The organism is Oceanobacillus sp. MO10714A (genome assembly GCF_037072045.1).
GTDB lineage: Bacteria > Bacillota > Bacilli > Bacillales > Amphibacillaceae > Oceanobacillus > Oceanobacillus indicireducens.
The window spans coordinates 61838-74178 of the sequence record NZ_JAXHDC010000002.1; the positions used below are offsets into that span (position 1 = coordinate 61838).

The window sequence follows — 12341 nt, forward strand, 5'->3', positions numbered from 1 at the left end:
TCACTTGTTTGAACATTATAGTGTATTGAAACAGGAAACAATAAAAGGCTTGAATATAGTGCCAAATGGTACATACGTAGACTGCACAGTTGGCGGCGGAGGCCACTCAGAAGAAATAGCATCGAGATTGAATAAGGATGGACTCCTAATTGCTTTTGATCAGGACATTGATGCGCTAGAAGCAGCCAAAAAAAGATTAGCGCCTTATGAGGACCGGATCCAATTTATCCATGCGAATTTTCGTGAAATCAGTGAGGAACTAGAGAAGCTCGATAGGGATCGAATTGATGGTATCTTATTTGATCTCGGAGTTTCCTCTCCGCAGCTAGACTGTGGGGAAAGAGGATTTAGTTATCACCAGGAAGCCGAACTCGATATGCGTATGAATCAGGAAAGTGATTTGACAGCAAAGGAAATAGTGAATGATTGGCCTTATGAAAAGTTAGTAGGCATCTTTTTCCAATATGGTGAAGAGAAATTCTCGAAGCAAATCGCAAGAAAAATCGAAGACTATCGCAGGACAACTACGATAGAGACAACCTCCGAACTTGTAGAGATCATCAAAGAAGCAATTCCCGCTCCTGCAAGAAGAAAGGGGGGGCACCCTGCAAAACGGATTTTTCAAGCATTACGGATTGCAGTAAATGATGAATTGGCCGCTTTCAATGATGCACTGCATCAAGCAGCAGAACTTGTAAGTATTGATGGAAGAGTTGTCGTAATCACTTTCCATTCTTTAGAAGACCGTTTATGTAAGCAGGCCTTTAAAAAATGGAGTACAGCGAAAGAAACACCACGAAATTTACCAATCATACCGAAAGAGCATGAAGCGCCGTTTCGGTTAATTACGAGAAAACCAATTATAGCAAAGGAGAGTGAACTCGAGGAAAATCGCAGGTCACGCTCTGCTAAATTAAGAATTGTAGAAAAAAGAAAAAAATGGGATAAAGCATTTATATACGAGGAAGGGTGGAGAAAATAATGAGCGCAAATCAAGCGAGGAGCTGGAACGCGAATCCATCTCCTAGTCCAAATCACGAACCAAAAAAGGTATCTGTAAAGGTTAAGAAACAGGGTTGGATTACCAAAGGTGAAAAAGTCATTTATTCAATGATTGCTGCTGGTTTAATTATTGCTGGTATATTCATGGTTTCTTTATCTTCCGAGACAGATGCCTTAAACCGGGAGTTACAACAACTTGAACGCACCGTCCAACAACAACAAATCACAAATGAAGGCCTCGCTTTCGAAGTGAAAGAATTATCCCGTCCGGAACGTATTATCTCCATTGCCGAATCACATGGATTAACTATTCAAAATGCTGAGGTAAAACAAGCGCAAGCAGTAGAACAGGATTAAGAGGTTATCGTATGAGGAAAAACAAGACGACACATATGATGGCGGGTATACTAATCATCTTTTTTGTAGCGATTTTTATCGTGCTAACCGGCAGATTTATTTACATCCAGGCAACTGGAGAAGTAAATAATATTTCATTGGAAGAATGGGCGAAACAAAAACGTACCTCTTCCTACACGCTCCCGGCAGAACGTGGCAAAATCCTAGATAAGAACGGTATGATCCTCGCCTATGACCGGCCGACATACCGTGTATTTGCCATTCTCGATGACGCATACTCGGAAGATCCTAAGAAACCGCGGCACGTTGTGGATATTGACAAGACTGCCGAAGCCCTTGCTCCAATATTGGATGTGGAAGCAAGTGACATCCGTAATTCTTTACAAGCGGGTCTGGATGCGGATCCGCCGCGATTCCAAGTGGAATTCGGTAATGCTGGCCGGCAACTTAGTCAGAAGCAGAAAGAAGAAATCGAAGAACTTAAATTACCAGGAATTTACTTTGATGAAGAGGCGATGCGCTTTTATCCAAATGGCATGTTCGCATCGCACATCATCGGGTTTGCAAGGGAAACAGAATTTGAAGACGAGAATGGAGAAATCAAGTCTGAAATTTCGGGTGTAACTGGTATGGAAAAGCAGATGGATGAACTGCTTCGAGGGCAAGATGGCTATATTTCTTACCAGCGGGACTTGTATAATTCAAAACTGTTGAATCCGAATGAAGTCATTAAAGAACCAGAAGATGGAAATGATGTCTACTTAACCCTAGATCAAAAAATCCAAACATTGTTGGACGAAGCATTGTCTACGGTAGAGACTTCCTATAGCCCGGAACGGATGACGGCTGTAGTGATGCATGCGAAGACCGGGGAAGTCCTAGCGATGAGTAGTCGACCAAGCTATAATCCGAACAATCCCGCAGACGTACAGAATTGGTATAATGACGTTATCTCCACGCCAATTGAGCCGGGCTCTACTGTGAAGATGTTTACTTGGGCCGCTGCGATTGAGGAAGGCGTATATAACGGCGATGAGACATACTTATCTGGAACATATAATGTAAATGAGAAAATCATCCCGATCCGAGATGTAAACGAAGGGAAAGGTTGGGGAACAATAACCTTTGATGAAGGATTTGAACGTTCTTCAAACGTGGCAGCTTCGAAGCTCGTTTGGGAAAAGTTAGGAACAGAGAAGTTTTTAGATTATCTCCATGCATTTGATATGGATAAAACGACAGAAATCGATTTGCCAGGGGAGATTACCGGTGAGATTTTATATAATTGGCCTCGTGAAAAACTTACTACCTCTTTTGGTCAAGGAAGCACGGTTACGCCAATTCAGATGATGAAAGCAGCAACTGCAATTGCAAATGATGGAAAAATGGTGAAACCATATGTCATCAATAAAATTGTTGACTCATCAACTTCTGAGGTAATTGATCAAAATGAACCGGAAGTTGTTTCCGAACCAATATCCCCGGAAACCGCAGAACAAGTACGCGGTTTATTACAGCGGGTTGTTGAAGGGAAAAATGGTACGGGAAGACAATTCCGCCTTGAAGATTACTCGATCGGCGGGAAGACTGGTACAGCTCAAATCCCTAGCGCGGATGGAGGCGGGTATTTAAAAGGCAGAGAAAATATGATCTTTTCATTTTTAGGAATGGCCCCGATTGAAGATCCGGAATTGGTCATGTTCGTCTCTGTGCAGCAGCCAAAGCTTGAAGCTGGTGAACATGGATCTCAACCTGTTTCTTTTATAGTGAAAAGCGTAATGGAAAACAGTTTACATTATTTAAATATCGATCCAGATGGTGAAGATATCGAGGAAATTGAACGAGTTGAAATCCCTGAACTTACAGGAAAAAATCCAGAGAAAATCGCTGCTCAACTTGAAGAAAAAGGATTTAACGTAACTACAGTTGGTAGTGGAAAACAAGTGACGGAAGCTAATGTGACAGCGGGAGAAAAAATCCTACCGACAAAACATATTATTCTTGTCACGGATGAACCAGCAATGCCAGACATAATGGGATGGTCTCAACGCCAAGTTGTCGAGCTGGCAGATATGCTGGATTTACAGCTTGAAAGTTTCGGAAATGGCTATGTTGTAATGCAAAGCGTTGAGCCGGGCACTTCGTTAAAAGAAGGTTCTTATCTTGGTATAGAACTGCTCCCTCCTGGGGAAGAAAGGGAAGAAGTTCAAGAAGACGAAGAGCAACAAGAAGAAACATCAGCAGATGATGAACAAGCGGAAGAAATAGATGTAGAACAAGAGGAAACAAACGAATAAAGACAAGGAAAACAGTGTTCTATTCGTTTTTTGAAGCTCATATAGTGGATACAAGCCTATCTATGAAGAGGAGTGCAGGTATGAAACGCGTATCCACGATTACAGTCAAAAAACGAATTGTCACTGTTTTTCTTTTTTCCTTATTTATTTTACTTATCATCATCTTCAGATTGGCCTATGTCCAATTTGTAATGGGGGACAAATTGTTTGAAGAAGCGAATGAACTTTGGACAAGAGATATCCAATTTGCTCCAGAGCGTGGGAAAATACTGGATATGACCGGTACACCGCTTGCTGAAAATGTCACTGCTCCGAGCGTGACAATCGTACCGAGGCAGGTAACGGATGCCGAAACGACTGCGAAAGAGTTAGCAGCAGTGTTAGAAGCCCCGGTGGATAAAGTATATGAAACGATCACAAAACCAGCATCAAGTGTGACGATCCGGCCAGAAGGAATTAAGATTTCAGATGAAGAGGAGCGGGCTATTCGTACATTAAACCTTCCCGGGGTCTATTTGGCCAAAGATTCGAAGCGCCATTATCCTTATGAAACATCCCTTTCCCATGTGCTTGGATTTACAGGTATCGATAATCAGGGATTAATGGGCCTAGAGCAATACTATGATGAAAAGTTAAAAGGGTCGGTAGGTAGCTTATCTTTCTTTTCGGACGCGCGTGGCAACCGGTTAGATACACTTGCTGACGTATATACCCCGCCGAGGGATGGATTGCATTTAAAAACGACAATTCACTCTCAAGTACAAGCAATATTAGAACGCGAAATGGACTTAGCAGCTTTAAAATATAACCCTGACGGTGCAATGGCTATTGCAGTCAATCCGAAAACTGGTGGCATCCTCGGAATGACGACGAGACCAAATTTTCACCCGGAATATTATCAGGAAGCAGATGCGGAAGTATTTGACCGGAATCTGCCGATTTGGAGCACGTATGAACCAGGATCTACTTTTAAAATAATTACGCTTGCTGCCGCCTTGGAAGAAAAGGTAATTGATCTTCATGACGGTCATTTCCATGATGATGGAGATATTAATGTCTCAGGAACCCATATTCGCTGCTGGAAAAGGGGAGGGCACGGTCACCAAAGTTATCTTGAAGTTGTACAGAATTCCTGTAACCCCGGATTTGTAAACTTGGGGCAACTGCTCGGAACGGAGAGACTGTTTTCTTATATTGATGCGTTTGGTTTTGGTAAGAAAACAGGGATCGATTTGGAAGGGGAAGGAAATGGAATCCTTTTTAATCCCGAGAATGTAGGACCAATCGAACTTGCTACGACAGCTTTCGGGCAAGGTGTATCTGTTACACCTATTCAACAGGTCATGGCTGTAGCAGCTGCTGTAAATGGCGGATTTTTATATGAGCCTTATATAGCTTCTGAGTGGCTTGATCCCGTTACGGAAGAAGTTGTCGAACGGATTGAACCGACAATTAAGCACCAGGTGATTGCCGAGGAAACGTCAGAAGAATTACGTTATGCCCTTGAATCTGTAGTTGCACAGGGGACGGGCCGACCTGCATATGTTGAAGGGTACCGAGTGGGAGGAAAGACAGGAACCGCACAAAAAGTAGGTCCGGATGGTCGCTATATGCAAAATAACTATATTGTTTCTTTTATCGGTTTCGCACCGGCGGATGACCCGGAAATCGTCGTCTATGTAGCTGTCGATAACCCGAAGAATACAGTTCAATTTGGAGGAGTTGTTGCAGCGCCGATTGTCGGAAAAATTATCGGGGATAGTTTACCGGTCATGGGAGTGGAAAAGCGTTCAGATGGATTAGAGAAAGAATATCAATGGCCGGAAGAGCCGCTTGTAGAAGTACCCGATTTAATTGGGCTGAAGCCAGAAGAACTTTCGGAGTACATGCTGAATTTATCCGTGGATGTAAGCGGAAGTGGCGGAAAGATTATTGATCAAGCTCCGCGCCCAGGTGAAAAAGTAGAACAAGGAGCAAAAATCCGGATATTCTTAAGTGAATAATAGATTGATAGATGATTGATTGTCATCCTTTTCCCATCGGTATAGTTCTTTGGAGAAGGGTGAACCGATGAAATTAAGCGAATTGATTCAGACGCTGCCTTTTATAAGTTTGACTGAAGAAGCTGGGGAAATAGAGATAACTGCTATCCATGCAGATTCCCGCCAGGTGACGCCAGGGAGTTTATTCATCTGTATTGAAGGCTTTCAGACAGATGGGCATCTCTATGTTCAAGATGCGATTGAAAAGGGCGCGCGTGTCATTATTGCAGAAAAAGAAGTCGAGAGCAAAGTTCCGGTTATTTATGTGAATGATTCGGTACGGGCTCTTGCAATAATAGCGAGTGCATTTTATGACAGTCCAACAACAGCGCTCCCTTTAATTGGAATTACAGGAACAAATGGGAAAACGACGGTCAGCTATCTTCTCGATGCAATATACAACCATTTTGGAAAGAAAACTGGTGTGATCGGGACAATTCATAATAAAGTTGGGGAGCGCCTTAAGGAAACGAATAATACGACGCCAGACGCGCTCATCCTTCAACAGCTTTTTCACGACATGAGGAATTCAGGGGTTGAACAGGTGATTATGGAAGTATCTTCACACGGTCTTGATTTAGGAAGAGTATATGGCTGTGATTTTGATACGGTAATATTTACCAATTTAAGTCAGGACCATTTGGATTATCATAAGTATGAGTTCAATTATATCTTTGCTAAAAGTCAATTATTCTCACGGCTCGGGAACACCTATGACGGGAGAAGAAAGTATTCCATCATCAATGCAGACGATAAATATGTAGGATTGCTGAAAAAAACGAGTGCATTTCCTACTATAACCTATGGGATCGATAGTGAAGCAGACGTAATGGCTGATGAAATTGAGCTTTCACAAGACTGTACGATATTTCAATTGAAAACACCAGTCGGAACGGTTAAAATTACGAGTAGGCTTACCGGCAAGTTTAATATTTATAATATGCTTGCAGCGGCCTCTGCTGCGCTGATTAACGATATTCCGCTGCATATCATTAAAGATACACTTCAGGTTGTTCCACCAATTCCTGGACGATTCGAGACGGTCGATTTCGGGCAACCGTTCGGAGTAATTGTGGACTATGCCCATACGCCGCATGCGGTGAAAAATATTCTTGAAACATGCAAGGAACTTAAAACGGGGAAGCTTTATTGTGTGCTTGGTTGTGGCGGAGACCGCGACCCGGCGAAACGCCCGCTTATGGCGCAGGAAGCCGTTTGGCATGCAGATTATGCAATTTTCACTTCAGATAATCCCCGAACCGAAGATCCGCGAGCGATTATCGATGATATGGTGCAGGCATTGGATGGATATGAGCAAACTTATGAGATAATCATCGACCGGAAAGCTGCAATCGAGAAAGTCATGTCTATAGCCGAAGCTGACGACCTTGTCGTAATAGCAGGGAAAGGGCATGAAACATATCAGGAAATTGCCGGTGAGAGATATCCATTTGACGACCGGATTGTAGCTAAAAACGCGTTTTTAAATAAGGAGTTTTAACGATGTTATTTACAGTGAAAGAATTAAAATACGTATTTACGAACCATCATGAATCACTTGATGATTCTCTTGCAATCAATCGAATTACAACAGATAGTCGGTTGAAAACAGATCATGCTTTATTTATTCCGATTATCGGGGATCAGCTTAATGGCCATGATTACGTAGAACAAGCGATAGAAAATGGCGCGGTTGCAATTGTATGGGATGAGAAGGAGGAGTTGCCTCCTTCTATCCCGCGTGATTTTCCAGTTTTTTTCACAGAAGATACAACAGCAGGCTTACAACAGCTGGCCGCATACTATCGAGAAGAGATTAATCCGATTGTCATCGGGATTACCGGATCAAATGGGAAGACGACGACGAAGGACCTTGTAGCTGCAATTATGAAGACAACTTACAATACACATGCCACATTAGGAAATTTGAACAATCATATCGGCTTACCATTAACGATTCTTAGTATGCCCCGTGATACGGAAGTGCTTGTACTCGAGCTTGGAATGAGCGGTTTCGGTGAAATTGATGTACTAACAAAGATTGCAAAGCCTGATTATGCAGTTATTACGAATATCGGGGAATCACATATTGAATACCTTGGTTCAAGGGAAGGGATTGCAAAAGCCAAGCTTGAAATAATCAATGGGCTAAAAGAAGGCGGCACATTAATTGTTGATGGTGATGAATCGCTTCTGCAAGACATACATACGGACGATTCAGTGGATATTATCCGCTGTGGTTTTAATGCGGATAATGAATTCCGACTTAGTGACGTAGATATTACAGTGGATGGGACAGCTTTCACGGATGCACATGGCCGCCACTTTCAGGTTCCTCTACTTGGTAAACATCACGCAAAAAATGCTGGGTTTGCTCTTCAAATTGCCGAGTTACTCCATATCTCTGAGGAGAAACGAGAAGCGGGCTTACAAGCTCTGGCACATTCGGCGATGCGTTTTGAATTATTGAAGTCAAAACATCAGGCAACCGTTGTGAACGATTCGTACAACGCCTCACCAACATCGATGAAAGCAGCAATTGAAGTAATTAAACAGATAGAAGGCTTCGATACGAAAATACTTGTCCTCGGTGATGTTCTTGAACTTGGGGAATACGCAGACGCGTTGCACCGCTCGATAGCGGACGTGATTACTTCTCCAATCACCCACTTGTATACATATGGGGAAAAAGCAAAATTGATTACTGAAAATGTCCAGGACAGTGAAATTCAATGTAAACATTTCGGGACAAAGGAAGCATTAATGAGCGAATTAAATCAGCACCTTACAGAGATGAGTCTTGTTTTGTTTAAAGCATCACGCGGCCTTCAGTTTGAAACAATGGTTGAAGACATCGTGATCGAGCAAGAAGATAAGGAGCAGTAATTGAGGGGGAACTTGACATGAATATAACTACTTTAATAATGACGATAGGGATATCATTTTTAATTACTGTTCTTTTTTCGCCGCTTTTCATTCCATTTTTAAGAAGATTAAAGTTTGGACAAAGTATTCGCGAAGAAGGACCAGAATCACATCAAAAAAAGAGCGGTACGCCAACGATGGGCGGTATTATGATCGTACTAAGCATTATAATCACCTCGCTGATCATGGTGTGGAAAGTGAGCGGAACAATCGGATACGAAGTTTGGTTATTGCTACTCGTCATATTTGGTTACGGACTTGTAGGCTTTCTTGACGATTTCATCAAAGTTGTCATGAAGCGGAACCTTGGTCTAACTTCCCTGCAGAAGTTAATCGGCCAAATCGTAATTGCACTTCTATTCTTTTTTGTTTTACAGGCGAATGATTTTTCAACCTATATCCAAATTCCGGGGACGAATATCCAATGGGAACTTGGTTGGTTTTATGCAATCTTAGTAATTTTTATGCTCGTAGGCTCTTCCAATGCGGTCAACTTGACGGATGGATTGGATGGACTGCTTGCAGGTACAGCAGCCATTGCATTTGGGGCATTTGCAATATTAGCAGTATATGGAATGCCGCAGAACGATATCGCGGTCTTTTCACTGGCATCAGCAGGGGCGCTGCTGGGCTTTCTCGTGTTCAATGCCCATCCTGCTAAAGTGTTCATGGGTGACACTGGATCCCTTGCACTGGGCGGAGCAATAGCAGCTGTAGCAATTCTTACAAAAATGGAAATCCTCCTAGTTATAATCGGTGGTGTTTTTGTTATTGAGACATTATCCGTGATCATCCAGGTGATTTCCTTTAAAACAACTGGTAAACGTGTCTTTAAAATGAGCCCATTACATCACCACTATGAACTGATGGGTTGGTCGGAATGGCGTGTCGTTACCACATTCTGGCTAGTAGGATTCGTGTTTGCCGCATTAGGGATTTTTATTGAGGTGGGCTTAAATTGAGAAAACTAGAGGCTTTTCCATATCATCATGTGCTTGTTCTCGGCTTGGCCAGAAGTGGAACAGCAGCTGCAAAAACATTACTTAAAAACGGTAAACAGGTAAGGGTGAATGACCAGCAATTGACGACCAAGTCAACGGTCGTTCAAGACCTTGTGGCGCTCGGTGCTGAAATCGTACTGGGTTCCCATCCATTATCTGTTTTAGAAGGAATTGAAATCATCGTTAAAAATCCGGGTATTTCTTATGATAATCCCGTACTGATCGAAGCGGTGAAGCGGAATATCCCAATTGTGACGGAGATAGAAATTGCCTATCAACTCGTTCCTGGTACATTAATTGGAATTACCGGTTCAAACGGAAAGACAACAACGACGACTCTTACAACTAAAATATTAAAGGAAAGCAAGCAACAGGTTAAAGTAGCTGGTAATATCGGTATCGTAGCTACAGAGGTTGCAGAAAGTTTAACAGATGATGAAACATTAGTATTAGAACTGTCTTCTTTCCAGCTTCAAGGAACGATAGATTTCCGGCCAAATATCGCGGTTATCTTAAATATCTATCAAGCACATCTTGATTATCACAAATCACTCGAAAATTATAAACAAGCGAAATATAATATATTCCGCAACCAGACGGAAGATGACTATTTAATCTATAATGCGGACGATTCGGATATCACGACAGCAATAGCTGATACGCGAGCAAGACGAATCCCATTTTCTACTACAAGGGAAGTTCAAAATGGTGCCTGGTCCGATGGAGAAGCGATTTATTTCCTAAATGAGAAGATTATGGACGTAGAAAAAATTGTTCTTGTTGGTGATCACCATTTAGAGAATATCCTTGCAGCGATTTGTGCAGCAAAATTGGCAGGTGCAACGAATGAAGGGATTGAAAGAGTATTAACAACCTTCGCTGGTGTAGAGCACCGTCTTCAATATGTAACAAATTTGCAGGGTCGATACTTTTACAACGATTCGAAAGCGACGAATATGCTCGCAACCGAAAAAGCTTTAGCTTCCTTTAAACAACCAACTATTCTACTTGCAGGTGGCCTGGATCGTGGTGACGACCTTACAGGGCTCATCCCTCATCTGAAAAATGTGAAAGGCCTCGTAAGCTTTGGAGAGACGAAGGAAAAGTTTAATGAAGTAGCAAAACAAGCAGGTATTCCTCATGTTTTAACAGCGGAAAACGTAGAAGATGCTGTTCAAAAGGGTTACGGAATCTCAGAAGAGAATGATGTGATCCTCTTGTCGCCAGCATGTGCAAGCTGGGATCAGTATCGGACATTTGAAGAAAGAGGAGACATGTTTATCCAAGCCGTGCATAAACTGTTATAGGGGCTTGGACAACATTGAACGGACTGCAATATAGTTGAATTGCCCCTATTCTTGGAAGAAAGGGGTTTTTTCATGCTTAGGAATCTCACGAAGGCTGAGAACCGACCAGACATTTTGCTGCTCACCGTTATTGTCGCACTCTTAATTGTTGGGATCATTATGGTATATAGTGCTTCACATGTATGGTCGCTTTATAAATTTGGAGATGAGTTCTATTATTTAAAAAGGCAACTGCTGTTTGCCGGTGTCGGTTTTATCGCGATGCTCTTTTTTATGCTGATCCCTTATACGACTTGGAAGAAATATTCTAATTTTATTCTGCTTGGCTGTTTCATTTTGCTTATCCTCGTTCTAATCCCGGGAATTGGAATGATTCGGGGAGGGGCGCGCAGCTGGATTGGTGTCGGAGCATTTAGTATTCAGCCGTCTGAATTTATGAAACTTGGTCTGATTGTTTTCCTTGCCGCTCTTTTATCGGAAAAACAGAAATATATCACTTCTTTTACGAAAGGATTTTTGCCTTCCCTGCTTCTCATTTTTACGGCCTTCGGTTTAATTATGTTACAACCGGATTTAGGCACAGGTCTCGTTTTAGTACTTACTTGCGTCATCATGCTTTTTATTGCGGGTGCCAGAATCTCCCATTTTGTAGGGTTAGGCTTAGTTGGCTTGATTGGATTTGCTTTTTTAATCATATCGGCTCCATACCGGATAAATCGAATTGTTGCCTTTCTAAACCCTTGGGAAGACCCTCTCGGTGATGGTTTTCAAATTATCCAATCTTTGTATGCGATTGGGCCAGGCGGGCTGATGGGGCTTGGAATGGGTAATAGCTTACAAAAATACTTTTATTTACCGGAACCGCAGACTGATTTTATCTTTGCAATTCTTGCAGAAGAGCTAGGTTTCATTGGCGGAGTAGGCTTGATTCTATTGTTTTTCCTCATGCTTTGGCGAGGGATTAAAATAGCTTTAGAATCCATTGATCCTTTTGCAAGGTATTTGGCTTTAGGAATCGTTGCGATGTTGATTATACAAGTGATGATAAACATCAGTGTCGTCATCGGTCTTATACCAGTCACAGGAATCACACTTCCATTCCTAAGTTACGGAGGCTCATCCCTAACTCTCACCCTCTGCTCCGTGGGCATCCTCCTAAACATCAGCATCCACTCGAAAATATAGCATTTAATACAATTAGATAAAAACTGCTTCTTTCCAAGATCATCCGCATCCTTCATACGCCTCTCGCTTTCCACGGGCTAACCAGCCACCTGCGGAAAGTGAGAGGTATCGGGACTGCGGACTTTGGTAGTGGAACTGTATTTTTAAAAAACAAGTTTGATCCGGCATGAATTTTCATCACGTATTAACGGTCTGTAATACCCCCACTTTTAAACATGAGGGAAG

At 42.3% G+C, this 12341-nt stretch carries 9 protein-coding genes; all 9 read left to right on the plus strand.

All coding sequences use genetic code 11. The features are described 5' to 3' along the window. Positions 1–4 precede the first annotated feature (4 nt). The 9 genes from rsmH (at position 5) to spoVE (ending at position 12116) form a co-directional block, all read left to right on the plus strand. A complete protein-coding gene (gene rsmH / locus SPD53_RS02770; RefSeq protein ID WP_336251680.1) occupies positions 5–982 on the plus strand; it encodes a 16S rRNA (cytosine(1402)-N(4))-methyltransferase RsmH in 978 nt (325 codons plus the stop codon). After that, positions 982–1359, plus strand: a complete 378-nt coding sequence (gene ftsL, locus SPD53_RS02775; protein WP_156855540.1) for a cell division protein FtsL — start codon at positions 982–984, stop codon at positions 1357–1359. The genes rsmH and ftsL overlap by 1 nt, the downstream gene beginning before the upstream one ends. Before the next feature lie 11 nt (positions 1360–1370). Then, positions 1371–3656: a penicillin-binding protein gene (locus SPD53_RS02780; RefSeq protein WP_336251611.1), complete on the plus strand. Its 2286-nt coding sequence runs from the start codon at positions 1371–1373 to the stop codon at positions 3654–3656. An 80-nt stretch (positions 3657–3736) separates the two neighbouring features. Then, on the plus strand, positions 3737–5659 hold the full coding sequence (locus SPD53_RS02785) for a stage V sporulation protein D (RefSeq protein WP_156855538.1): 1923 nt from the start codon (positions 3737–3739) through the stop codon (positions 5657–5659). A gap of 67 nt (positions 5660–5726) precedes the next feature. Then, positions 5727–7199, plus strand: coding sequence for a UDP-N-acetylmuramoyl-L-alanyl-D-glutamate--2,6-diaminopimelate ligase (locus SPD53_RS02790; RefSeq protein ID WP_336251612.1), 1473 nt, complete (start codon positions 5727–5729; stop codon positions 7197–7199). 2 nt (positions 7200–7201) lie between these two features. Continuing rightward, a complete protein-coding gene (locus tag SPD53_RS02795; RefSeq protein ID WP_336251613.1) occupies positions 7202–8584 on the plus strand; it encodes a UDP-N-acetylmuramoyl-tripeptide--D-alanyl-D-alanine ligase in 1383 nt (460 codons plus the stop codon). Positions 8585–8601: 17 nt separating this feature from the next. Then, positions 8602–9585, plus strand: coding sequence for a phospho-N-acetylmuramoyl-pentapeptide-transferase (gene mraY, locus SPD53_RS02800; protein ID WP_156855535.1), 984 nt, complete (start codon positions 8602–8604; stop codon positions 9583–9585). Continuing rightward, positions 9582–10931 (plus strand): UDP-N-acetylmuramoyl-L-alanine--D-glutamate ligase, encoded by a 1350-nt coding sequence (gene murD / locus SPD53_RS02805; RefSeq protein WP_336251614.1) that lies wholly within the window; start codon positions 9582–9584, stop codon positions 10929–10931. Before mraY ends, murD begins: the two co-directional genes overlap by 4 nt. Before the next feature lie 72 nt (positions 10932–11003). Further along, on the plus strand, positions 11004–12116 hold the full coding sequence (gene spoVE / locus SPD53_RS02810; protein WP_336251615.1) for a stage V sporulation protein E: 1113 nt from the start codon (positions 11004–11006) through the stop codon (positions 12114–12116). The last annotated feature ends 225 nt before the right edge of the window (positions 12117–12341 follow it).

What these genes read in the sequence shown, in the direction of transcription:
- ftsL (WP_156855540.1), top strand. Translation starts at nt 982, where the DNA reads ATGAGCGCAAATCAAGCGAGGAGCTGGAACGCGAATCCATCTCCTAGT.
- SPD53_RS02780 (WP_336251611.1), top strand. Translation starts at nt 1,371, where the DNA reads ATGAGGAAAAACAAGACGACACATATGATGGCGGGTATACTAATCATC.
- SPD53_RS02785 (WP_156855538.1), top strand. Translation starts at nt 3,737, where the DNA reads ATGAAACGCGTATCCACGATTACAGTCAAAAAACGAATTGTCACTGTT.
- SPD53_RS02790 (WP_336251612.1), top strand. Translation starts at nt 5,727, where the DNA reads ATGAAATTAAGCGAATTGATTCAGACGCTGCCTTTTATAAGTTTGACT.
- SPD53_RS02795 (WP_336251613.1), top strand. Translation starts at nt 7,202, where the DNA reads ATGTTATTTACAGTGAAAGAATTAAAATACGTATTTACGAACCATCAT.
- mraY (WP_156855535.1), top strand. Translation starts at nt 8,602, where the DNA reads ATGAATATAACTACTTTAATAATGACGATAGGGATATCATTTTTAATT.
- spoVE (WP_336251615.1), top strand. Translation starts at nt 11,004, where the DNA reads ATGCTTAGGAATCTCACGAAGGCTGAGAACCGACCAGACATTTTGCTG.